Below are 23,734 nucleotides of genomic sequence, written 5' to 3' on the forward strand. Positions count from 1 at the left end.
ATTTGATCGCTCATCACTACATCTAGATGCCTACTGATGAATGAACACAATATAGCCTAAAAATTTTTAAAAAACTAGCTTGTTTTTTCTGCAGATTTATGAATGAGTTTTTGTGAATTTGGCAAGGCTAGGGGTGGTAAGGGGTAGAGGCTTGTCAATAGTTTTAAAAAATTTTTTGTATTATTTTTTCAATCAAATGGCGATGTTTGATTGGTTTTGCTTGATTTTAAAAAATAAACACGCACCCAGATGTGAGTGCGTGTTTTTGGGCATGTATTAAGCACTTGCCATCAGGCTGGCATTGCCACCAGCGGCGGTGGTGTTGTAGCTTTGGCTGACTTCATGGTATAGACGAGTGATGTCCAGACCATGCATGGCGTCAATCACACGGCGAATCGCACCATCTAGTGAGGACAGGCGCACCCGCTCTGCCACTGGCATTGGCTCTAAGGCGATGACGATGCTGTTTTTGTCCGCACCTGCCTGCTCTGCCACCAGCACACACTCGCCAAACTCATCAGCGTGAGCGGCAAGCACATGGTCTGGCGTGATGACCGCTTGAATGCCATTGGCAGACAGCTGTACCAGTGCTTGCATGGTGTTAAGGACATCGCCACCGTATAGGCTGACAGCGTGCGGCGATCTCCATGACAGCGTGTTACGCTCGCCAGTCGGTCCAGGCAGAGTCACTGATGCACCGTTTAAAGAATGCTTGCTGGTATGGTTTGCCGCTTGGTTGAGTGTTGATAGCTCATCAGAGGCAAGCCCAAGTTTATTAGCAACAGTCAGCACACGGTTTAGTGCGTCTTCATGAATTTGGGCGGGCGTATGCACTTGTGGTGTGTGCCAAGTGCTCAGACGGCTTAGGCGTTGTAGATAGAATGGACCGCCTGCCTTTGGACCTGTACCGCTCATGCCATGACCGCCAAACGGCTGTACGCCCACGACCGCACCGACAATGTTGCGGTTGATGTAGATGTTGCCTGCTTCAATGCGACTGGTGATGTCGTCAATCGTGCCATCAATACGGCTATGAATGCCGTGTGTTAGGGCAAAGCCTTTTTTGTTGATGTTTTCAATCAAATCGTGCAATTGATGTGCCGCAAAACGCACCACATGCAATACAGGACCGAACACTTCCTTTTTAAGCTGTGCTAGGTTTTGTAATTCAAACATGATCGGTGCCACAAAAGTCCCTTCGCTGTTTGAGCGAACTTTTACTTCGTGGAATGGTGCGGTTTGTTTTAGGGTGTTGATGTGATTTAGCAGGTTTTCTTGGGCTTCAGCGTCAATCACAGGTCCCACATCGGTTGCCAAATCAGCAGGATTATTAACCACCAGCTCATCCATCGCCCCTTTGATCATCTCAATCATATGATCGGCAATGTCTTCTTGGACGCATAAAATACGCAGTGCTGAGCAGCGCTGACCTGCCGAATCAAAGGCGGAGGCAAGCACATCGGTGCAAACTTGTTCTGGCAGGGCGGTGGAATCGACAATCATCGCATTCATACCGCCAGTTTCGGCGATGAGAACTGGATTGTCCGTACGCTGTGCCAAAATGCTGTTAATGCGTTTGGCAACATCGGTTGAGCCTGTGAAAATCACGCCATCAATGCGAGCATCGCTTGTCAATGCTGCACCAACATCGCCTGCACCCAGCACCAGTTGTAGGGCATCGGCAGGTACGCCCGCTTCGTGTAGCCAGCTGACCGCCAAATGAGCGATGATGGAGGTTTGCTCAGCAGGCTTGGCAACCACCGTATTACCTGCTGCCAATGCCGACACCACTTCACCAACAAAAATCGCCAATGGGAAGTTCCAAGGGCTGATCGCCACCATCGTACCTACTGGGCTGTTTAGATTTAGGCGTTCAATTTCATCGGCATAATAACGGCAAAAATCCACCGCTTCACGCACTTCGGCGATTGAGTTGAGCAAGGTTTTGCCAGCTTCATGCACCGCCACCATCATCAGTAGTGCCATGCGTGGCGTCTCTTCCATCAAGTCGGCAAAACGGCGTAAAATGGCAGCTCGCTCACTTGGCGTGGTCGCCTGCCAGCTGTTTTGGGCGTTGATCGCTGCGGTGATGACATCAGGGATACAAGTTGGCTCAACGAATGATACTTGACCGACAATGTCGCTGTGATCGGCAGGGTTTTTGACGCTGTGAGCGCTTTGGTGCTGAACAGCGATGGAAGTTAAAGAGCTGACATTAAAGTCAATTTGCGTGGCTGCGTTCATGTTGGCTTCAAGTCTTGCCAAGACATGCTCATTGGACAAATCCAAACCATAAGAATTATGACGCTCGCCATAGATGTGGCGTGGCTTTGGTGTCAGTGGGTTGGTGGTGATGTTATTGATGTCAATGTCATCTAGTGGCGAGACAGTCAGCTCATCAATGCTGACTTTTTCATCAACGATGCGATTGACAAACGATGAGTTTGCACCATTTTCAAGCAAGCGGCGCACCAAATAGGCAAGCAAGGTTTTGTGCGTGCCAACGGGGGCATAAATGCGCACACGGCGACCCAAATTTTTCTCGCCAACCACTTGGTCATAAAGCGTCTCGCCCATACCGTGCAAGCATTGAAATTCAAAATCTTTGCCTTCGCCCATCTGATAAATGGTGGCAAGACTTTGGGCGTTGTGCGTGGCAAATTGTGGGAAAACTGCATCTTGAGCAGCGAGCAGTTTTTTGGCGCAAGCAAGGTAGGACACATCGGTATGTACTTTGCGAGTATAAACAGGGTAGCCGTCCATGCCATCCACTTGCGCCCATTTGATCTCGCTGTCCCAATACGCACCTTTGACAAGGCGAATCATCAGTTTTTGGTTGTTGCGGCGAGCCAAATCAATCAGATAATCAATCACATAAGGACAGCGTTTTTGGTAGGCTTGCACCACAAAGCCAATGCCGTTAAAGCCTGCCAAATCAGGATCTGATACCAATTTTTCCATCAAATCCAAGGACAATTCTAGGCGGTTGGCTTCTTCGGCATCAATGTTTAGACCGATGTTGTATTCTTTGGCAAGGACGAACAGGGCTTTTAAGCGTGGCAAAAGCTCTTTCATCACTCGGTCATGTTGGGCTCGCACATAGCGTGGGTGAATGGCGGATAGCTTGACCGAAATGCCGTTGCCATCATAGACACCACGACCTTTGGCGTCTTTGCCGATGGCATGAATGGCGGTAACATAGTCGTTATAATAACGGTCAGCGTCAGCAGCAGTCATCGCCGCTTCGCCCAGCATGTCAAAGCTAAAACGATAGCCTAATTTTTCACGCTCTTTGCCATTAGCCAGCGCCTCTTCAATGGTTTGCCCAGTAACAAACTGCTGGCCTAAGATTTTCATGGCGTGATTGACACCAGCGCGGATAAAAGGTGCGCCGCCTTTTTGGAGAATGCGGGTCAGCGCAGCGCCCAAGCCGTCATTGGTAGGCTGAGTCAGTTTGCCAGTCAGCACCAAGCCCCAAGCGGCGGCATTGACGAACATTGAAGGGGAGTTGCCCACATGGCTTTTCCAGTCGCCATCAGACAGCTTGTCTTGGATCAGTTTGTCACGAGTGGCGGTGTCTGGAATGCGTAGTAGTGATTCTGCCAGACACATGAGTGCCACGCCTTCTTCGCTAGATAAAGAAAACTCCTGCATGAGCGCATCGACGCCTGATGATTTGCTGCGATCGGCACGCACTTGCGTGATAAGTCGGTGTGCCAGTGTGCGGATTTCGTCTTTTTGGGCGGCGTCAAAATCCAGCGTACTGGCAAGATTTTTGACGGCGGTTGGTTCGTCTAAGCGATAGGCTGCCGTGATGGCATCACGAAGTGGGCTTTGGGTGTGGGCAAATTGGAACATCTTAGATTCCTTAAAAAGGATGGGTAGGTGAGTGTTAAAAATGTTATTTATTGTAAATGCGTATTATAACACCATCTGAAAAATTCTAAAAGCGGTCAGGGCTTGGTGCGTCTTTGGGGTGTTTGATAGGCAAAAATTGATGGGTGGTTTGTCCATGCGATTTACATGCGATTTATCCATGTAATGCCCATACAAATTAACCTATGTAAATTCATCTTATGCGATTGAATCGATGTATTTTACAAGTGCAAACAAAATGTAGCCAAAAGCTAAACTTTTGGCTACATAAAGCAATGAGTGAAACATCAGCGAATTTCGACGGTTGCGCCGTTTTGGATGTTGGCGTGTAGTTCTAAGACATCCCAGTTGGTCAGACGAATGCAGCCAAGCGATGCTTGACGGCTGATGCCCTCTGGTACAGGCGAGCCATGAATGCCGTAGCTTGGCTTATTTAGACCCATCCACACCACGCCAACAGGACTGTTTGGACCAGGTGGCAGGATAAAGTGTTTTTTGTTATCGCTGTCACGATTGACGGTAGCCTTGTAGTGTGGCATTTTCACTTTATTGATGATTTTGTATTTGCCGCCAGGGGTGGAGCTGGCTGAGCCGCCGACGGTGGTTGGGTAGGTGGCGACCAGTTTATCGCCGTTGTAGGCGTACAGCACATTTTCGCTGCGGTCAGCAACGACACGAGTCACACGCTCAGCAGCAGGCTTGCCTGTATTGATGACGGTGATGGTCTCACCTTCGGCAAATTTTTTGTTTGGATTAAGCTTTTTGAGATATTTGACATCCATATGAAAGCGCTCACCAAGCATCTCTTCAATGCTCTCATAGCCGAGTGCTTTGAGCTTAGATCTTGCCTCAGCATCGCTTGGCAGTGCCTTATAAGGACCCTTGACATCCTCTTTGGTGATGGTATAAGACACCAAGACAGGCTGATTTGGGTCGATGTTCTTAGTCAGCGCTGCCCAAGTTGCTTCATCCATCTTGCCTGTGGCTTCAAGATTGTGCATTTTTTGGAAGTTGATCAGCGCTTTTTTGCTGTTCATGCCCCAACCGCCATCAATCGGACCTGGACTTGCGTGATTCCAGTCTAATAATGCTTGCATCTTGACCGTCATGGCGGTATTGACTTTCATGTTTGGTGACCAAGTAGAGACATTGACTTGCTTGGCGTAGTCAGACAGATTGACCGTGGTGGTGCGTCTGCCGCCTTGCTCAATGCTGTTAATCGTGCTGCTGTCGGCGCTTTCGGTGGCTTGCACCACCTCGCCATCGACGATGTCGCCGTCGGTCTGTGCATCGTTTGCCAAAGCAAGACCGCTAAATCCCAATGAAAAAGACAGTAGAGCGCTGCTGATAAGTTTTGTATGCTGTGTCATAAGATTGCCAATTTGGTTGCACTTAAAAATGGCACCATGATAGCATAATTTAGCATCTCTTAAAAGTGAAAATTTTACCACTTCAATGACGCTTTTAATGCCATCAGGTAACCATTTGTCATAAGACCTCACTGCATGAAAGCGATCATTTGATCAGCTCGATCGTGCCGCTGGCATCGTAGCCAAGCGTGGTTTTGCCACTTTCAAAGTTTGGCACATCAATGCCTGCGCTGGCGTCTTTTGCCATCGCCATCATTGCCACAGGGCGTGCGTAGTAGCTGTTGTCATTGCCAAGCTGTACAGAGACGATTTTAAAGTCTTTGGCACCAAAGGCTTGGCTGATGGTGACTGCCTCTTCTTGAAAGCGTTTGGCAGCATCAAGCGTGAGCTGTTTTTTGATGTCGTCATTGGTCTTGGATGAGACATTAAATGACAAATCTTCAAGCGTCAAGGCTGCCTGCAAGTCGGCAATCAGTTGGCTGGCTTGTTCAAAGTTTTGGCTCTTGATGTCGATGGATGCTGAGCCTGTAAAGCCTGTGATGGTGTTGTTGGTGTTGTAGCGCGGGTAGGTGCTATGGCGACCCGTCTCAACGACTACTTCTGGGTATTTTTTGGCGATGATGAGTGCGTCATTGATGGCGCTGTTTAGGGTTTGAGCGACTTCTTTGGCGGTCTTTGCCTGAGTGGTTTTGCTTAGGCGAGCACGCATTTCGTCGTTGGCGACTTCTTGCTTGGCGCTGACACTAAAACTGATGCGATTGTAAGCGTGGTTGTCATTGGCGATGGCGGCTGTGCTAGTCAGTAGTGAGCCAATCGCAAAAGCAGCGGCAAGGCGCTTGAAGGTGTGTTTGTGTGTATTCATGTTGTTTTTCCAAATTACAATCGGTAAAAATTGGCTTGGTTATTCTCGCTTGATTATAAGAAATTTTGGCGATGGGGTGGGTAATTTTGCGTAAAAATTGCCGTGCTTTGTAAATGGTATTTGTGGCGTGTTTTATAGATTTGTAATAAAAAAACGCACCAAAAAAGGTGCGTCTGCCAATGATGGATAAAGATGGGCAATCAGTCTAGTTTGATTTTGTCTTTTAGCAAAAATTCCATCAAGGCTTTTTGGGCGTGCAGGCGATTTTCTGCTTCGTCCCAAACCACCGAACGGGGGTCGTCCAATAAATCATGGCTGATTTCTTCGCCACGATGTGCAGGCAAGCAGTGCATGAACAACACTTCCTTATCGGCGGTGTCTAGCAGGGCAGGTGTGATTTGAAAACCTGTAAAGTCTTTTTCACGCTGTTTTTGCTCGGCTTCTTGCCCCATGCTTGCCCAGACATCGGTAACGACAAGGTGTGAATCTTTGACCGCATCCGCCACGCTGTTGGTCAAGGTCAAGCGATGGGAGTATTTGGCGACAAGCTTGGCATTTGGCTCATAGCCTTTTGGCGTGGCAATGTTTAGATGAAAATCAAACTGCTCAGCTGCCAAGATGTAAGAATTGCACATATTGTTGCCATCGCCCACCCAAGTGACGGTCTTGCCCTTGATGTCGCCTTTATGCTCAAAAAAGGTCTGCATGTCCGCAAGCAGCTGGCAAGGGTGATAATCGTCCGTTAGGGCGTTGATGACAGGTACGCTTGAATATTCGGCGAAAGTCTGCACTTTTTGATGGGCAAAGGTACGGATCATGACGATGTCGGTCATTGAGCTGATGACTCGTGCCGAATCTTCAATCGGCTCGCCACGACCCAGCTGCGTGTCGTTGGGCGACAAAAACAGGGCTTGACCGCCAAATTGTCCCATGCCTGTTTCAAAAGAAACTCGGGTGCGAGTGCTTGATTTTTCAAAAATCATGGCAAGCGTACGCCCAACAAAAGGGCGATAAATCTCGCCTGCGCGTTGCATTTTTTTAAGTTCAGACGCACGGGCAATCACGCCTTTAAGTTCATCTTTGGACAAATCAAGCAAGGTTAAAAAGTGGCGAACGCTCATGGCAGGTTCCTTCGGCTAATGAGTGAAAAAAATTTCAGTATAGCAAAATTTTACAAATATTGACAATGGCTTTTTGTAATTAATTGCCAATGTGTGCCAATGCGCTTGCCAATTTGCATCAGGTCTGCCATCACACCACAGTCCGTCTGGTCGGTCGGTTGGTTGTTTTACAAAACAGCTCGTAGTCAATGGTATTTGCCCAGCTTGCCACCTGATGAGCAGGCAAACCATCGCCCCAAAGCAGGACTTCATCACCCACATTTAAGGATAAATCGCTGATGTCAATCATCATCGTATCCATCGCCACTCGCCCAATAATCGGCACAAAGTAAGGCTGATTTTCCTTAATAATCAATACCTTAGCACCATTGACCACACGCGGGTAGCCATCGCCATAGCCGACACTTAGCACGCCAATCTGGGCGGGCTTATCCGCCGTCCAAAGTCCGCCATAGCTGACACTCTCGCCTGTGCGTAGCTGATGTGTGGCAAAAATTGACGCACCAAAAGTCATCGCAGGGCGTAATCCTAGCTCATAAGCCGTGCGATCTGCCACCGCCTTGCCACCATATAAGGCAATGCCAGCACGCACCCAGTCATGATGGCAATCAGGCTGGCTAAAAATCCCTGCCGAATTGCACAGCGATGCTTGAATGTCTGTATCAATGTCTGTTCTTAGTATGTGCAAAATTTCGTCAAAACGCGCGATTTGCTTGGCGGTGATGGGGTGGTTTGGTTCATCAGCACAGGCAAAATGACTGGTCAAAATCAGCTTGTAGCCTGCTTGGTGCAAGGCTTTGGCAGCACAAATCACGCCGTCTTTATCAAAGCCTAAGCGGTTCATGCCAGTGTTGTATTTAAGCCAAACGGTGCGTGTAAAGCTGTCTGGCTTGGCAGGGTGTTTGATGGCAAAATTAAGCTGAGCGGTGTTGTGAATCACACAGCCAAAGCCGTGTTCTCGTGCCAGCTGCCATTCGTCAAAACCAAACACGCCTTCAATGAGCACAATGGGCTTGTCCATGTCAAGCGTTTGGCAAACCTCTTGCACTTCCAAAGCCTCGCTCATGCACGCCACCCCAAATGCATCCGCCTCGCCAAGCCCTGACAGCGTGTGAGATATGCCATGCCCATAGGCATTTGCCTTGACCATCGCTAGGACTTTGGCAGGGCGGTCTGGGTTTAGGGTGTGTTTGATGGTGCTTAGGTTGTGGGCTAAGGCGGTTTGATTGATGGTGATGGTCGTATTTCGCATGGTTTTTGTGGTTAAAATTTGGTTGTTGGGTTTTATGAAGTCTGAGCGTACAAATCTGCTCGTAGGATTATCATTGATATGGTAGGGGCGAAATATTTTTCGCCCCATAAAATTTTGTAGGCTAGGGGCTGAGCATAACCCAAAACTTTTAAGTGTAACTCTTTGAATTTGTTGGTTTTCGCTTTGCTCAACCCAACCTACGACTGCTTTCATTAAAAGCGTATCAAACCTTAAATGGTGGGCATAGTCCACCCTACATAGGCTACGACTGCTTGTAGGATTGTCATTTGTAGTAGGGGCGAAATATTTTTCGCTCCAAAGACCATAACACAAAAATTTCTGGGTTCGGCGGTCATTTACTCTTCTTCATAGTCATCAGGCATGCCATGACCTGCGATGAAATTGCTAAAACGAGTAAATTGCCCTTCAAAGCGTAGTGGCACTGTGCCGATCGGGCCGTTACGCTGTTTGCCGATGATGATTTCCGCAAAGCCTTTATTGTCCGCCTTGTCCTTATTATACACTTCATCACGATAGATGAACATGATGAGGTCGGCATCTTGTTCAATCGCCCCAGATTCACGCAAATCCGACATCACAGGGCGTTTATTGGGTCGTTGTTCAAGGCTACGGTTGAGCTGAGAGAGTGCCACCACAGGGCAATTCATCTCACGAGCCAGTGCCTTGATGCTACGGCTAATCTCGCCAATCTCACCGACACGGTTATTCTCCATGCCGGGGACTTTCATGAGTTGCAAATAGTCAATGATGACCATGCCCAAGCCTGTATCTGGGTGGTTTTTGGCGATGCGGCGACAGGCAGAGCGAATCTCGGTCGGCGGTAAGTTGTTGCGAGCATCCACATACAAGTGCGTGTCTTGGAGCATGGTGATGGCGGTGGAAAGCTGTGCCCATTCTTGCTCGCTCATGTTGGCAGAACGCAGGTTGGTTTGGTTGATTTGCCCTAGTGATGACAGCATACGAGTACCGATGGCTTCGGCAGGCATTTCCATAGAAAACACCACCACTGGCAAGCCTTGCATCAGCACCGACTCAGCAAGGTTCATTGCAAAAGTCGTCTTACCCATGGATGGGCGAGCCGCCACGACAATCATATCGCCTTTTTGTAGTCCTTGGGTTTTGTTGTTCAGCTCTTCAAAGGGTGTCGGCAGACCAATCATTGAGCCGTCTCGCGCCTTTAATTCGGCAAGCTGATTGGTGATGTTTTGCAGAATGTCGGTGATGTTTTGCACACCTTGTTTGCCCACGCCACTGGTGTAGTTTTCGTTGATACGAAAAATGTCCGCTTCTACGATGTCCAAAATCTCGCTCACCGTTTGTTTTTTTGGATGATAGGCAAGATTGAGCATATTATTGGCAGACTTAATCAGCTGGCGATACACCGAAAATTCACGCACACGCTCGGCATAAGGCACAAGGTTAAAGATGGTGGCAGGGCTTTGGTTGATTTGCATCAAATACTCTTCGCCCCCTGCGGCGTTCAGCAGGTTTTGGGTGTTTAGATAATCATACACCATCAAGCTGTCATAAGGCTGATTGACTCTGGATAAATGCGTGATGGCACGAAAAATGTGCTTGTGTCGCTCGCCATAAAAATCATCGTCTGTGATGATACTGTCGATTTTTTCAAATGATTCATCAATGCTTATCAAAGACGCAAGCAACGCCTGCTCAATCTCAATGCTGTGTGGCGGTTGTAGGCTTAATAAATCGTCTGTGCTGGCGGTGGATTTGTCATGCTCTTGGGTTTTGTTTTTGGTTAAAGTGTCGTTTTTCATGGTTTATTTTGGTCAAAGTTTTTTATTGTTGGCGGTAAATTTTAGCACAAAAATCCACCGATAAATGGTAAAATTTATTTATCAAAACGATAAAATCATCAAGGAAAAATCATCATGACCGCCCAAAGCTCCATCGCACTTGCAGCCACGCCCACCGTCCCATTTGCCCACACAAAACCACTACTCATCACCACAGGCGAGCCTGCTGGTATTGGCATGGACATTGTCATTGATGTGCTGTGCCATCATCAAGATGAATTGCCAAAACCGCTATTCATCACCGCCGATGCGACCGCTTTTGGCGAGCGGGCAAAAACGCTGTTGGCTGTTGGCGTGATTGATGCTTTGCCAGCATTTACCGTCATCAATGACGATGAGGCTTTGACCGAAAATATCACCCATGCAACACAAAGACATCGTGATGGTGTCTTTATTATTAACATACCTTGTCATGACAAAGTCATTGCAGGGAAATTAAACACAAAGAATGCACCGATGGTTGAACGCCAACTGAATTTGGCTCATACTTTGGCAAGTCTTGGGGTGATTGGGGCGATTGTTACCGCACCGATTCAAAAATCGGTGATGATTGATGGTGGAATTTGTCTTGATGATGGGCAGATGTTTAGCGGACATACCGAGTATTTTATGCAAAAGGCAGGCTGTGATAAGGTGGTGATGATGCTTGCCAATGCCAAAATGCGTGTGGCACTCGTTACCACGCACATTCCCCTAAGGGCAGTGGCTGATGCCATCACGCCAGAGGAAGTTCGCCAAACGGTGCAAATCACTCATGACGAAATGGTGAATAAATTTGGCATTTTATCTCCTAAAATTTTGGTGTGCGGTCTAAATCCGCACGCAGGCGAGGATGGTCATCTGGGCGATGAGGAGATGAATATCATAAATCCCACACTACAAAAATTCATTGATAAGGGTATGGACATCAGCCTTGCCATGCCTGCCGATACGCTCTTTACGGACAAATATCTGTCTCAGGCACACGCCATCATCGCCATGTATCACGATCAAGGGCTATCTCCGCTCAAATCGCACGGCTTTGGCGATACGGTCAATATCACGCTAGGTCTGCCCTATGTTCGCACTTCGGTGGATCACGGTACGGCACTGGATTTGGCAGGTACAGGTAGGGCGAGCAGTAGCAGTCTAAGACAGGCGATAAAAGTGGCGTGTGAGATGATGGGTGGGGTGTAGGGGGTTGGGTTTGTTAGGGTTTGCAAGCAGGGTTCAGCCTACGGACTTACAAGCTGAGCGTAATGCAGTTGCAAATTTTTAAGGTAGGGAGATAATGAAAGTATGACTGTAATCAGAAAAATCTACATACCTATATCTGTAGATGCTTTAATTAGATTGAATTACGATATTAGTCAAGATGATGAATTGATTGAGATAATTATTGGAGAATCTGAATTTGATTCTCTATTTCAAACAGGTTTATTTAAGAAAATAAGTCAGCAATTGAAAATATTGGTAGATGATTATGAAGATGAATTAATTTTTTATAGCCAGCTTGAGGTATTTGGTAAAATCTTGAATGAGGTTATTCTTGATAATCCAAATAATATGGCTTTGCAAAAGTTGTGGTTGATTTACCAATTTGCCCATGATCTTAAAACAGGTTTATATCTTAACTTTACACCTACATATATTGAAATTAAATAAAGTCCATGCGGGCTTAGGTTAGCGATAGCGTAACCCAGCATTATGATATAACTTATTGATTTTATTGGGTTTCTCAGGCTCAACCCAACTTACAGGGCTTTGCATAAGCAATGATATAATCTGGATTGGCAGCGAATAAAAATAAGTTTTGTGAACTCGTCATCACGCAAAACTCGGTATGATTATCAGTAGCAAGAGCACCCATAAAATCGCCAAGCAACATGTAATAATATTCAGCATTACAAGGGGTTTCGGCAATCATCGGTGGAGTATACCATTCAAGTGTTTCAATGATGACTGTTCCTTTTTTTTCAGAATCGGAAAAGAAGATAAGCGTATCGTCTATTGCACAATAGCTTTGTAGCAACAATGGAATTACCACTTCACAATAATTGGCTTCAAGCCCCAAATCATCATCGGTAAAATCAACAGCATAAGGAAATTCTAGCTTGCTGTAGCCAGCCCTGACAAACAATTCATCACGCATATCTCTATGATAAGTTTTTAAAAAATCATACAGCAGTTTGACTGATTGTTCTGTTGGATTAAATAGTGGCTTGATTTCATTCAAGTCCCGATCAAAGAATGGCGGGTGAATTTCTTGGTTTGACATGATAATTTACCTTGTTGGATAACGAATTTTTAATGTGGGTGATTTTTGCCAGTTCGGCAGATTGAACTCTGGCACGAAACTCAACATTTATGACACAACCCATTAAATTTATTAGATTTTTTCTTAACATCAGCCCACTCTTATCACGCCACCATCGCTGATGACGATATCCACCCCTTTATCCCAATCATTGACCGCCAGTCTTTCTACCACCTGAAAATCATAGCACCAGCCCACTTTTAGACCTTTAAAAGTGGTAAAGGTGCGGTCATAAAATCCACCACCCATGCCCAGCCGATTGCCCTGTTTATCTACCGCCACCAAAGGGCAGATGATACAGTCTAACTGATTGATTTTAATGATGTTTTTGTAAAATGGCTCTTTCATGCCAAGTGCGTGGCGTTTGAGCGGTGTTTTGCCAAGATCATAAAAACACGGGGCGAATGTCAAGGGCTTGTTCTTTGCTGTGATGGGCAGGTAGGGCATAAAGCCGTGTTTTTGGCAAAATTTGAGAATGGGTGCGGTCGGCAATTCGCCAAAATCGTCCAAATACAGCCCGATGTTGGCATTTTTTGGTAAGAGTTTGGCAAGTTTTGGTAAATGCAAACTGGCAAGCGATGATGAGTGCTTGCGCTGTGCGTGGCTTAGGGTTCTACGCTGTTTGCGTATGCGTTGGCGTAGGGCGATGTTATCCATGTTCGTCCTTTTTTGATAATGAGAATTATTTTTGATTGAAAATTGAGCTTGATGATGTTATAGTAGCTAAATGATGGCGGTTTTGCTTGAATTTGCCATTTTAGCTTTGCATTTTAACCCTGTTTTGATAAAAATTTAACCATCTTTTTAAAAAAGGAACATTTTATGACAAATACTCGCATTGAAAAAGACACGATGGGTGAAATTGCTGTCCCTGTCGATGCCTATTGGGGCGCTCAGACTCAGCGAAGTCGTGAGAATTTTAAGATTGGTGGCGAGACTTTGCCCGTGCCACTCATTCGTGCGATGGCATTGGTCAAAAAGTCGGCAGCCCTGACTAACGGCGGCTTGGGACGCATTAGCGAGGATAAGGCAAAGCTTATCGTGCAGGCGTGCGATGAGGTGCTAGACGGCAAATTGTCCGACCAATTTCCGCTCATGGTCTGGCAAACTGGCTCTGGCACGCAGTCTAATATGAACATGAACGAAGTCATCGCCAACCGTGCTAATGAAATTGTAGGCAATGCCAAAGGCAGCTATCAGCCAGTGCACCCCAATGACGATGTCAATCACGCCCAATCCACCAACGACAGCTTTCCGACAGCCATTCGTGTGGCGGCAGCGGTGGAGATTGAGGGCAAATTAGTGCCAGCGATTACCAGATTGCGTGATACTTTGAGCCGTAAATCGGCAGAATTTAATGATATTATCAAAATTGGACGCACGCATTTACAAGACGCCACGCCACTCACTCTGGGGCAGGAATTTAGTGGCTATGTGTGTCAGCTTGACAATGCACTGGTGCGTGTCGGTCAGGCTTTGACAGGGCTTTGCGAATTGCCACTGGGCGGTACGGCAGTCGGCACAGGGCTAAACAGCCACCCAGATTATGCCGTCAAATCCGCTCAAACGCTGGCAGAATTGACAGGCTTGCCGTTCGTCACCGCACCGAATAAATTTGAGGCTCTGGCGGCTCGTGATGCCGAAGTGTTCGCCAGTGGTGCATTAAAGACTTTGGCGGTAAGCCTAAATAAAATTGCCAATGACATTCGTTGGTTGGCAAGTGGTCCTAGATGTGGCTTGGGTGAGCTTCGTATTCCAGAGAATGAACCGGGGTCGTCCATCATGCCGGGTAAGGTCAATCCCACACAATGCGAGGCGATGACGATGGTCTGCTGTCAGGTCATCGGCAATGATACGACCATCACGATGGCAGGAGCGAGCGGTAATTTTGAGCTCAATGTCTATATGCCTGTGATTGGTTATAATCTGCTCCAATCCATTCGCCTATTGACGGACAGCATCAACAGCTTTGATGAGCATTGTGCGGTAGGTATTGAGCCAAATCGTGAAAAAATTGATTATTATCTGCATCATTCGCTGATGCTTGTTACGGCTTTAAATCGCAAAATCGGCTATGAAAATGCCGCAAAAGTGGCAAAAACCGCTTATAAAAACGACAAATCGCTTAAAGAAACAGCGATTGAGCTTGGTTTATTGACAGGCGATGAATTTGACGAAATTGTCCGTCCAGAGCAGATGGTGTCGCCAAGATAAAGCGGTGGATAACAAGGATATTTAAAGACAGCAGATAAAATCCATCATAAAAAGGGGCGTACAATCTTTCGCCCCTTTATTATTAGATTTTTTCTTAGTGTTGTTTTTATAAAATCGCCAAAAAATTTAGCCAAGGGCGCTAAAAAACACCATCAAAATCGGCGAGATGACATTGGTGATAAAGCCAAAGCTGATGATGGTGGGAATGATTTGCGTGCCACCTGAGGCGGTGAGCGTAGGTAGGGTGAAGTCAAGACTGGTGACGCCACCAAGTCCGATCGCCGCCGATGATGAATGGCGCATGACATAGGGGATGAAAATCAAGGCGAGAATCTCTCGGGTGAGGTCGTTGAGTAGTGCCACACTGCCCCAAACCGCCCCATAAGCATCCGTCATGACTGTGCCTGAGAGCGAATACCAGCCAAAGCCAGAGGACAGCGCCAAGCCTTTGGTGATGGAGACATTCTCAAAAATGAGCGCAAAAACCACGCCAGATAACAAAGTCGCCGCCATAAAGACAAGGCTGATCTGCACGCCTTTTTTGTTGAGCATTGCTTCTTTTAGGGTGACGCCTGCGCCTTTTAGGCTGATGCCCACCAAAAAAAGCAGCGCCATGAGTAAGGCGGTGGTGCTGCCTTGCGGAGGTAGAAAAGAGGCAGGTAGCACGCTTGCCATCACAAAGCCTAGCGCCAGACAGCCAAGCTGCACCAGACTGCCGCCTAGGCTGATTTTGGTCTTGGTGTGTGGGGCGTGTGTGCGAGTCTGGCTGCGATGGTCAAACAGCCACAGCGCCACCAAGCCAAAGCTGATTGTAAGCACCACCAGCGTGCTTAAATACAAAGCAATCTCACCGACTTTTTGTGCCAAATCATCGACCAGCCCAAGCTCAATGCCGATGACAATCAAGATCAAATAAATCAAGTAATTAAGCGCACGCTCAGCAGCCTTGACCAAGCCTTGATGGGCAGGCAGGGCAAAGCCTATGAACATGGGCGTTAAAATCAAAATGAGCGTAATCAATCCATTCATTGTCAGTCTGTCTTTATGCCAGTGCGCTCACCTTGCGGACGAAATGACGATGCCTTCGCCACAGATCGCATTTTTGAACATTTTTATAAAAAACCCAAAATATTTCAATATTTCAAAAATAAAAGCGTATTTTTGCAAATAAGTTTGTTAAAATAACACATATCATTAGCGCTTGTCTTTTTCCGCTGTTTTGGCGGTTGTGGGGTGTGCGATGATGATAGTCAAGCCTGATTTTGCCACCAGTCACCGCCAGTCATCAGCAGTCTGATGAGTGCGTCTTCGCCGTGCATGGCATGGGCGAATTTGTCGCAGATTTTGGCTTGATTTGATAAGCATTTGCTCATTTTTGCTAATTGTAACATTATTGCCCAACAAACGCCACCGTCAGCCCTATGAACAGTCAAAGTGTGATTCAGTTTTTTGATAAGATTTTAAACGACCTTTACCAAAGCGTGTATTTGTTTTTGGGTGGGTCATTGGACGATCAGACCCTAAACTGGGCGGAGCGTGGGCTGTCTTTGGCAGCGACGATGATAAAGATTCTCATTTTGCTGTCTTTGATTGGCTTTGTTTATTGGCTGCTTGTTTATTGTGTCAAGCACACCCAGCGGTTTTTGCATGTGTCGCATCGTGGCATGCGCATTGTGCGTGCGGTGCTGCGCTATGTGTGGTTTGTGACGAGCTTGATTGCGGTGATGATGCAGATCGGCTTTCATGCGGACACGGTCAAGGCGACGGCGAAGGCAGCGGCGTGGGCGGGCTTTTATTATGTGCTTTGGGCGACCTCAGGTCGAATGCTAAGCGGTGTGTTGAAGCACTACGAGCTGAACGCCTCCATCGAGCAGCTGCTCAAAAACATGATTTTGGTCGTGGTGCTGGTGCTGGTGTTTGCCAGTGTGCTTGCGCAGTTTGGCTTTGACATCGTCTCACTGGTGGCAGGTCTTGGTATCGTGGGTTTGGCGGTGGGTTTTGCCGCCCAAAGCACTCTGGCAAACTTCATCGCTGGCATCACCATTTTGATTGAGCAGTCGTTTCAAGTGGGTGATTGGATTCGTCTGGGCGATAAAGAGGGGCGAGTGGTCAAGATTTCTTTGAGAGCCACGCAGATTCTCGATCGTGACAACATCATCATTATTATTCCAAATTCCACCGTCTCATCGTCTGAGGTGGTCAATCTGACTTCCAAAAAGATGATTCGCTTTGATGTCAAAGCTCGTATTGCTTTGGAGGCGGACATCAGTCAGGCGCGCAGCATCATCGTCAAATTACTTTCCAAAGACGAAGTGGTGTTAAAGCACCCTGCACCGATGGCGACGGTGAGTGAGGTGGGGGAGTATGGCGTGTATTTTATCGTGCGTTTTTGGGTGGCGCCTGTGTCGGTGGCACGCATTCCCATCATCAAAGAAAACATCACCGAAAAAATCAAGCGCGCCTTGGATGAGGCAGGCATAAAGGCGCCGTATCCGCACATGCGCCTGATCATGCCTGATGATGGACTACAAATCATTAAGCCAACCCCCGCAGTGGGCACTGATGATGGCATCGAAGAGAATATTGAGCTTGCCGAGCGCAAAAACTGATAAAACCACAAAATCTCAACAAATCCGCCAAAATTCCCCTGAAATTGGCGGATTTGTGCTATAATAATCCGTTTGATTTGCCTGCTTTTGGAAAAACTATGAGTCACACCGCCCCTGTATTAACCCATCCGTTTGCCCAGTTTGATGTCAATGATTTTGAGCTTGTCATCACTTGTGCCGATGGGCTTGAAAATGCCTTGTTGATTGAGCTGGACGGCTTTGGCATTAAGGGCGAGCTGATTCGTGCAGGTCGTATTTTGGCACGGCTGAATTTGGCTCAGTTTTATCACATTTGTCTGTATAGTCGTGTGGCGAGCCGTGTGCTTTTGCCCATTGGCGAATACCATTTCAAACAAAAACAAGCCACCACCAACCAAATTTCCAAAGACAGCCAAGGGCGTGCCATCACTCGTACGCTAGACACTCAAATCATTGATGAGGATGTGCCAGAGGCGTTGTATCGTTTTGCCGCTCGTTATGATTGGACGCAGATTTTTGGGCTTGATGATACTTTTGCCATTCGCCTATCCACCGACAAACGCATGACGGTCAATCAGCAGTTCGCCACTTTGCGTATCAAAGATGCGATTGCTGACACTTTTAATAAAAAATTGGGCGCTCGTCCTGATGTCTCTAAAACGCCAGATTTTCATATTTTTGCGGCGGCGAATAATAAATTTGCCGAGCTGTTTTTGGATTTGTCTGGTACAAGTTTGCACCGCCGTGGCTATCGTGTGGTCAATACCGCAGCACCGCTCAAAGAAAACTTGGCGGCGGCACTGTTGTATGAGGCAGGCTGGCACACAGGTCGTCATGATGCTCTGATTGATCCGATGTGTGGTTCGGGGACTTTTATCACTGAGGCGCTTCTCATGCGCGCCAATTATCCTGTGGGTCTGGATAAAACCACCAGCGAGTTTGGTTTTTATCATTGGCAGTATCACGATGATACGCTGTGGCAAGAGCTGGTCAGTTGTGCCAGTGATGAATTTCATGCCAATTTGCAAAAACTGAGCGACACCATGCCGACCATCATCGCATCAGACGCTGACGCTACGGCGGTTCATGCGTGCCATCAAAACTTGCTTGCCTCAGGGCTTGCGCCGATTGCGTCAAAAATCAGCCTACAACAAAAGCCTTTGTCCGCCCTAAAACATACGCTGGCTGACATGAAAGCGACATATCCGCTCATCATCACCAACCCACCTTATGGCGAGCGACTGGGCGAGAGCGATTTTATCAAGCCTTTATATCAAGGCTTGGGGCTGTCTGCGGTAGATGGGCTAAAGCGTGCAGGCGTGGTGCGTGCAGATTTGGCGGTGCTTGGCAGTCATGTGGAGTATGTGGATACGCTACCGATTGTTGAGCCTGCGACTTTGCGTTGTCATAACGGGGCATTGACGGTGTATTTTCGTCATGGGGCGATGGATTTGTCGGACAAGCCCAGTCTGATTGAGCGTTTTGAAAAGCGAGAAGTCATCAATGACGATTCTCAAGAGTTCATCAACCGCCTACAAAAAAATCTTGCCCACCTAAAAAAACTTGCCAAAGCCGATGGCGTGAGCAATCTGCGTGCTTATGACGCTGATTTGCCAAATTATAATGTTGCCATTGACATTTATGGCGACAAAGTCCATGTGCAAGAATACGCACCGCCCAAGCAAATCCCTGCTGATGTTGCCAAGGCTCGTTTTAATTTGGTCTTAAATGGCGTTCGTGAAGTGCTGGGCGTATTTCGTGAAGATGTGTTCATCAAAACTCGTGCCAGACAGCTTGGCAACGAACAATACACCAAAAACCCCAATGCCGATAACAAACGCAAAAAAATGTATGTCGTGCAAGAACATGGGGCTTATTTTTATGCCAATTTTACCGATTATCTGGATACTGGGCTGTTTCTTGACCATCGTAACATGCGTCAAATCGTGGCGGCGGCAAGTCGTGGCAAGCGAGTGTTAAATTTGTTCGCCTATACTTGCAGTGCCAGTGTTCATGCGGCGATGGCAGGGGCAAAAAGCGTAACGAGCGTGGATTTGTCCGCCAATTATCTGGACTGGGGTCGTCAAAATTTCGCCCTAAATGGACTGGATTTGACCGCCACTTTCCAAGATGAATTAAAATATCAGTTTGTCGCTGCCGATACTTTTGAATGGATTAAGGAAAATACCGAGCAGTATGAGGTGATTTTTATTGATCCGCCGACTTTTTCTAATTCCAAAAAATTCAAAGGCACCTTTGATGTGCAGCGAGATCATGTCGCACTCATCAATCGTGCGATGAACCGCCTGACCGCTGATGGCGTGCTGTATTTTAGTAATAATTTTACTCGTTTTGAGATGGACGAGTGCCTATCCGAGCGTTATGAAGTGGTGTGCATCACCGATAAGACCATTGGCTTTGATTTTAATCCCAAAAAACCCATTCATCAAAGTTTTGAGATCCGCCACAAAAATCGCCTAAAACGCATGGCAGATGTGCATGATGATTTTGAATTTGCTGATGGCGTGGCGGATCGTTTTGACGGTGGTTTTGCTGACAAATCGGCAAGCAGACAAGCTCAGTTTTCAGCCAAGCCAGTATTTGATAAAAAAGCAGAGAGCAAGTCTTATGCCAAAGATGGTCGTCAAGGCAAAACTTACGGCGATCGCCATGTGAATCATGATCGCCCAAAAACTTCGTCCAAAGACTTTAAAAAGAGCCTTGATAAAAAAGATGGTAAAAAAGATTTTGGCAAAAAAGACCGTGATCATCATGGCTTTGGCAAAAAAGACTTTGCCAAAAATGGCGTCAATAAATCAGCCCAATTTGTCTCTCATCGCCGTGAGTTTGATGACAAGTCATCATCCAATGATAAGCCTGTGCAAAAAGTGCGTTATGAGAAAATTGATGGCAAGCTGGTCGCCATGCCGATGGAGACTATGGCAGATACTACGCCTAAGCCAAAAAAATACACCGTAAAATCAAAAACTTAAGCATATAAATAGCATATTAAAATTGAGAGATTGATGATGACCATGCAAGAAAAACAGCCACTAAGCCTAGATGCAGACGAGCTAGAAATCGTGCAGGCGTTTGCTGATGGCGAACGCCTAGATGACGATGGCGATGATGATGAGCATGATTTTGATGACGGTATCAAATCCGCTCGCTTTAAAAAGCTACAAAAAAAGCTAAGAAAAGAAGTCTCGTGGGCGATTCGTGATTTTAAGATGATCGAAGATGGCGATGTCGTGATGGTGTGCATTTCTGGTGGTAAAGACAGCTTTACTTTGCTGGATATTTTACTATTTTTAAAGAAAATTGCACCAATTCATTTTGATGTCGTGGCGGTCAATCTTGACCAAAAACAGCCTGGTTTCCCAGAAGAAGTCTTGCCAAAATACCTATCCGAGCAGGGCATTCCCTATTATATCTTGGAAAAAGACACTTATAGCATCGTCAAGCAAGTCGTACCAGAAGGCAAAACTTATTGCTCGGCGTGTTCAAGACTTCGCCGCGGCTCGCTGTATGGTTTTGCCAAGCAGATTGGGGCGACCAAAGTGGCGCTCGGACATCATAGAGATGATATTTTGGCGACTTTCTTTTTGAATTTATTCCACGGTGGTAGCCTAAAAGCCATGCCACCAAAACTGCTGAGCGATGATAAGCAAAATGTCTTGATTCGTCCGCTGGCTTATGTCGCCGAAAAAGACATCATCAAGTACGCCAATTACAAAAAATTCCCCATCATTCCGTGTAATCTGTGCGGCTCTCAGGAAAATCTGCAACGAGCGATGATCAATGACATGCTTAGAGAATGGGACAAGGCACACCCAAAACGCCTTGCCAGCATGTTTAAGGCACTACAAAATGTTGCCCCAAGTCAGCTTGCCGACCGTGAGCTGTTTGATTTTGAAAACCTAAACCTTGACCGCAACAGTGACGAGCGGCTGTTTGAAGGCGATAACATTCAAGTGGGTGTGGCGGACAAACTGGACGAGATGGGTCTGCCTGTCAATCCAGAAGTGCAGACCTACAACCCAAAATACGACAAGGACAAAGACAGTAAAGATAACAAAATCCCTGTGATCAATCCTGTCTTATGATTGGCAAAATAAAAACTGGGCGGATGATTTGCCCAGTTTTTATTTAAGTGTGGTATGCGCTGGATTGCACTATTCATACATAAGCCATGCATGAGTTTATGTCATGCAAGGGCAATTATTGCAAGTTAGCGCTCATTCGATCATCACTCCACCTGAGAGACATCTCGCACCGCCCCTGTATCGGCACTCGTTGTCAAAACTGCATAGGCTCGCAGAGCTTGGCTTACCTTGCGGACGCGTGAGACAGGTTTCCACGCTTGTTTGCCTTTTGCGTTCATTTGTTCACGGCGACGGGCAAGCTCGTCATCAGACACATCTAGGTGGATAGAGCGGTTTGGAATGTCAATGATGATGGTATCAAACTCTTCCACCAGCCCAATCGCACCGCCTTCTGCCGCCTCTGGGCTTGCGTGTCCGATAGACAGCCCCGAAGTACCGCCGCTAAATCGTCCGTCCGTCAATAAGGCACAGGCTTTGCCCAAGCCTTTGGATTTTAGGTAACTTGTCGGATAGAGCATTTCTTGCATACCAGGCCCGCCTTTTGGACCTTCGTAGCGGATGATGACAATGTCGCCTGCCACAATTTTATCTGCCAAAATCGCCTCCACCGCAGAATCTTGGCTTTCAAAGACACGGGCACGCCCCGTAAATTTCAAAATACTCTCGTCCACGCCTGCGGTCTTGACCACACAGCCTCGCTCGGCAATGTTGCCAAACAGCACCGCCAAGCCACCATCTTGGGAATAGGCATGTTCTTTACTACGAATACAGCCAGACTCACGATTGACATCAAGATTGGACCATTCTTTATTTTGGCTAAATGCCTGCGTGGTGCGAACGCCAGCAGGGGCGGCGATATACAAGTTTCGTGCGTCCACATTGTCAGGGTTCATGATGTCCCATTTATTTAGAGCGTCTTTTAATGTGGGCGAATGCACGGTTGGTACATCGGTTTTTAATAGCCCAGCTCGGTCAAGCTCTGCTAAAATGCCCATTACGCCCCCTGCACGGTGGACATCTTCCATATGATATTTTTGCGTTGCAGGGGCGACTTTAGACAGGCACGGTACGGCACGGCTTAGGCGGTCAATGTCCGCCATTTTAAAGTCCACGCCTGCCTCGTGTGCGGCTGCGAGCAAATGCAAAATCGTGTTGGTGCTACCGCCCATGGCAATGTCAAGACTCATTGCGTTTTCAAAAGCCGACTTAGTGGCGATACTTCTTGGCAAAACGCTATAATCGTCCTTCTCATAATGGCGTTTGGCAAGCTCAACAATCATTCTGCCCGCTTCTAAAAATAAGTCTTTGCGTTTGGCGTGTGTCGCCAATAACGAGCCGTTACCTGGTAAAGACAGCCCCAATGCCTCGGTCAAGCAGTTCATCGAATTGGCGGTAAACATACCAGAACAGCTGCCACAAGTTGGGCAGGCTGAGCGCTCCACGCTAGCCACATCTTCGTCCGAAATCAAATCGTCCGCTGCGTCAATCATCGCATCCACAAGGTCAAGTTTTCGTACCTTTTTGCCGTCATCAGAAGTTACGGTTTCGTGGGTGGTGTGTCCATCTGCCAAATCAGATGCAAGCACCTTGCCAGCTTCCATCGGACCGCCAGAGACAAAGATGGTCGGAATGTTAAGTCGCAAAGCCGCCATCAGCATACCTGGGGTGATTTTGTCGCAGTTAGAAATACATACCAACGCATCGGCGCAATGGGCATTGACCATATATTCTACCGAGTCGGCAATCAAATCACGGCTTGGCAAGCTGTACAGCATACCCCCGTGTCCCATGGCAATGCCGTCATCAACGGCAATGGTGTTAAATTCTTTGGCAACGCCGCCTGCCTGCTCTATCTCGCGAGCGACCAGCTGACCTAGGTCCTTTAAATGCACATGACCTGGCACAAACTGGGTAAAAGAGTTGGCGATGGCGATGATCGGCTTATTAAAATCATCATCATTCATACCTGTGGCACGCCATAGCGCACGAGCGCCTGCCATATTACGACCTGCGGTAGAAGTTTTGGAGCGGTAGATTGGCATAGTGATTCCTATTTTTACATTTTATCAGTTTGTAACAATAATCAATAATTATCAATTTTGTGGCGATATTTGTGGCAATAATCGTGCCAAAACAACACCAAAAAAGATGGCGACAGCTGTCTTTGGTTTTGGGCATCGCATAAATCAGATGTATTGTACCACCATTGAC

At 47.0% G+C, this 23,734-nt stretch carries 17 protein-coding genes; 6 read left to right on the forward strand and 11 right to left on the reverse strand.

What is annotated here, in order from left to right; genetic code table 11:
• Nucleotides 1-276 precede the first annotated feature (276 nt).
• From putA to dnaB, 6 genes are all read right to left on the reverse strand, one after another.
• On the reverse strand, nt 277-3,858 hold the full coding sequence (gene putA, locus LU290_RS04605) for a bifunctional proline dehydrogenase/L-glutamate gamma-semialdehyde dehydrogenase PutA (RefSeq protein WP_277809370.1): 3,582 nt from the start codon (nt 3,856-3,858) through the stop codon (nt 277-279).
• A gap of 305 nt (nt 3,859-4,163) precedes the next feature.
• The gene (locus tag LU290_RS04610) at nt 4,164-5,246 is read right to left on the reverse strand and encodes a L,D-transpeptidase family protein (protein ID WP_277809371.1); all 1,083 of its coding nucleotides are present in this window, start codon (nt 5,244-5,246) and stop codon (nt 4,164-4,166) included.
• Nucleotides 5,247-5,391: 145 nt separating this feature from the next.
• Nucleotides 5,392-6,108 (reverse strand): SIMPL domain-containing protein, encoded by a 717-nt coding sequence (locus LU290_RS04615; protein WP_277809372.1) that lies wholly within the window; start codon nt 6,106-6,108, stop codon nt 5,392-5,394.
• Between the two features lie 200 nt (nt 6,109-6,308).
• Nucleotides 6,309-7,229 (reverse strand): ornithine carbamoyltransferase, encoded by a 921-nt coding sequence (gene argF, locus LU290_RS04620; protein ID WP_277809373.1) that lies wholly within the window; start codon nt 7,227-7,229, stop codon nt 6,309-6,311.
• Nucleotides 7,230-7,359: 130 nt separating this feature from the next.
• Nucleotides 7,360-8,481: an alanine racemase gene (gene alr, locus LU290_RS04625; protein ID WP_277809374.1), complete on the reverse strand. Its 1,122-nt coding sequence runs from the start codon at nt 8,479-8,481 to the stop codon at nt 7,360-7,362.
• Nucleotides 8,482-8,837: 356 nt separating this feature from the next.
• Nucleotides 8,838-10,280, reverse strand: a complete 1,443-nt coding sequence (gene dnaB, locus LU290_RS04630) for a replicative DNA helicase (RefSeq protein WP_277809375.1) — start codon at nt 10,278-10,280, stop codon at nt 8,838-8,840.
• A 114-nt stretch (nt 10,281-10,394) separates the two neighbouring features.
• Here dnaB and pdxA point away from each other — a divergent pair, with 114 nt between their 5' ends.
• Nucleotides 10,395-11,495 (forward strand): 4-hydroxythreonine-4-phosphate dehydrogenase PdxA, encoded by a 1,101-nt coding sequence (gene pdxA, locus LU290_RS04635; protein ID WP_277809376.1) that lies wholly within the window; start codon nt 10,395-10,397, stop codon nt 11,493-11,495.
• 102 nt (nt 11,496-11,597) lie between these two features.
• Nucleotides 11,598-11,963: a hypothetical protein gene (locus tag LU290_RS04640; protein ID WP_277809377.1), complete on the forward strand. Its 366-nt coding sequence runs from the start codon at nt 11,598-11,600 to the stop codon at nt 11,961-11,963.
• 79 nt (nt 11,964-12,042) lie between these two features.
• Here the strand turns inward: LU290_RS04640 and LU290_RS04645 are convergent, their stop codons facing one another.
• Together LU290_RS04645 and LU290_RS04650 are read right to left on the reverse strand one after the other, a co-directional pair.
• Nucleotides 12,043-12,576, reverse strand: a complete 534-nt coding sequence (locus LU290_RS04645; RefSeq protein ID WP_277809378.1) for a hypothetical protein — start codon at nt 12,574-12,576, stop codon at nt 12,043-12,045.
• 129 nt (nt 12,577-12,705) lie between these two features.
• On the reverse strand, nt 12,706-13,272 hold the full coding sequence (locus LU290_RS04650; protein ID WP_277809379.1) for a 5-formyltetrahydrofolate cyclo-ligase: 567 nt from the start codon (nt 13,270-13,272) through the stop codon (nt 12,706-12,708).
• Between the two features lie 165 nt (nt 13,273-13,437).
• Here LU290_RS04650 and fumC point away from each other — a divergent pair, with 165 nt between their 5' ends.
• A complete protein-coding gene (fumC, locus tag LU290_RS04655) occupies nt 13,438-14,829 on the forward strand; it encodes a class II fumarate hydratase (RefSeq protein ID WP_277809380.1) in 1,392 nt (463 codons plus the stop codon).
• A gap of 126 nt (nt 14,830-14,955) precedes the next feature.
• Here the strand turns inward: fumC and LU290_RS04660 are convergent, their stop codons facing one another.
• Both LU290_RS04660 and LU290_RS04665 read right to left on the reverse strand, forming a co-directional pair.
• A complete protein-coding gene (locus tag LU290_RS04660) occupies nt 14,956-15,858 on the reverse strand; it encodes a LysO family transporter (RefSeq protein WP_277809381.1) in 903 nt (300 codons plus the stop codon).
• A 221-nt stretch (nt 15,859-16,079) separates the two neighbouring features.
• Nucleotides 16,080-16,220 carry a hypothetical protein gene (locus LU290_RS04665; RefSeq protein WP_277809382.1) on the reverse strand — a complete coding sequence of 47 codons (141 nt, stop codon included), beginning with the start codon at nt 16,218-16,220 and terminating at the stop codon, nt 16,080-16,082.
• Between the two features lie 30 nt (nt 16,221-16,250).
• On the opposite strand from LU290_RS04665, the gene LU290_RS04670 reads away from it, so the two are divergent.
• The 3 genes from LU290_RS04670 (at nt 16,251) to ttcA (ending at nt 21,523) form a co-directional block, all read left to right on the forward strand.
• Nucleotides 16,251-17,438: a mechanosensitive ion channel family protein gene (locus tag LU290_RS04670; protein ID WP_277809383.1), complete on the forward strand. Its 1,188-nt coding sequence runs from the start codon at nt 16,251-16,253 to the stop codon at nt 17,436-17,438.
• Nucleotides 17,439-17,536: 98 nt separating this feature from the next.
• Nucleotides 17,537-20,410 carry a bifunctional 23S rRNA (guanine(2069)-N(7))-methyltransferase RlmK/23S rRNA (guanine(2445)-N(2))-methyltransferase RlmL gene (gene rlmKL / locus LU290_RS04675; protein WP_277809384.1) on the forward strand — a complete coding sequence of 958 codons (2,874 nt, stop codon included), beginning with the start codon at nt 17,537-17,539 and terminating at the stop codon, nt 20,408-20,410.
• Nucleotides 20,411-20,443: 33 nt separating this feature from the next.
• The gene (ttcA, locus tag LU290_RS04680) at nt 20,444-21,523 is read left to right on the forward strand and encodes a tRNA 2-thiocytidine(32) synthetase TtcA (protein WP_277809385.1); all 1,080 of its coding nucleotides are present in this window, start codon (nt 20,444-20,446) and stop codon (nt 21,521-21,523) included.
• Between the two features lie 143 nt (nt 21,524-21,666).
• Here the strand turns inward: ttcA and ilvD are convergent, their stop codons facing one another.
• On the reverse strand, nt 21,667-23,565 hold the full coding sequence (gene ilvD, locus LU290_RS04685) for a dihydroxy-acid dehydratase (protein ID WP_277809386.1): 1,899 nt from the start codon (nt 23,563-23,565) through the stop codon (nt 21,667-21,669).
• Nucleotides 23,566-23,734 lie beyond the last annotated feature (169 nt).

The sequence above is a fragment of the Moraxella nasibovis genome (assembly GCF_029581575.1).
Taxonomy (GTDB): domain Bacteria; phylum Pseudomonadota; class Gammaproteobacteria; order Pseudomonadales; family Moraxellaceae; genus Moraxella; species Moraxella nasibovis.

Coding starts and splice junctions, on each gene's coding strand:
- putA (WP_277809370.1), bottom strand. CDS start 3,858: ATGTTCCAATTTGCCCACACCCAAAGCCCACTTCGTGATGCCATCACG.
- LU290_RS04645 (WP_277809378.1), bottom strand. CDS start 12,576: ATGTCAAACCAAGAAATTCACCCGCCATTCTTTGATCGGGACTTGAAT.
- LU290_RS04615 (WP_277809372.1), bottom strand. CDS start 6,108: ATGAATACACACAAACACACCTTCAAGCGCCTTGCCGCTGCTTTTGCG.
- rlmKL (WP_277809384.1), top strand. CDS start 17,537: ATGAGTCACACCGCCCCTGTATTAACCCATCCGTTTGCCCAGTTTGAT.
- LU290_RS04670 (WP_277809383.1), top strand. CDS start 16,251: ATGAACAGTCAAAGTGTGATTCAGTTTTTTGATAAGATTTTAAACGAC.
- dnaB (WP_277809375.1), bottom strand. CDS start 10,280: ATGAAAAACGACACTTTAACCAAAAACAAAACCCAAGAGCATGACAAA.
- LU290_RS04650 (WP_277809379.1), bottom strand. CDS start 13,272: ATGGATAACATCGCCCTACGCCAACGCATACGCAAACAGCGTAGAACC.
- LU290_RS04665 (WP_277809382.1), bottom strand. CDS start 16,220: ATGTTACAATTAGCAAAAATGAGCAAATGCTTATCAAATCAAGCCAAA.
- fumC (WP_277809380.1), top strand. CDS start 13,438: ATGACAAATACTCGCATTGAAAAAGACACGATGGGTGAAATTGCTGTC.
- LU290_RS04640 (WP_277809377.1), top strand. CDS start 11,598: ATGACTGTAATCAGAAAAATCTACATACCTATATCTGTAGATGCTTTA.
- pdxA (WP_277809376.1), top strand. CDS start 10,395: ATGACCGCCCAAAGCTCCATCGCACTTGCAGCCACGCCCACCGTCCCA.
- alr (WP_277809374.1), bottom strand. CDS start 8,481: ATGCGAAATACGACCATCACCATCAATCAAACCGCCTTAGCCCACAAC.
- LU290_RS04610 (WP_277809371.1), bottom strand. CDS start 5,246: ATGACACAGCATACAAAACTTATCAGCAGCGCTCTACTGTCTTTTTCA.
- LU290_RS04660 (WP_277809381.1), bottom strand. CDS start 15,858: ATGAATGGATTGATTACGCTCATTTTGATTTTAACGCCCATGTTCATA.
- ttcA (WP_277809385.1), top strand. CDS start 20,444: ATGATGACCATGCAAGAAAAACAGCCACTAAGCCTAGATGCAGACGAG.
- ilvD (WP_277809386.1), bottom strand. CDS start 23,565: ATGCCAATCTACCGCTCCAAAACTTCTACCGCAGGTCGTAATATGGCA.
- argF (WP_277809373.1), bottom strand. CDS start 7,229: ATGAGCGTTCGCCACTTTTTAACCTTGCTTGATTTGTCCAAAGATGAA.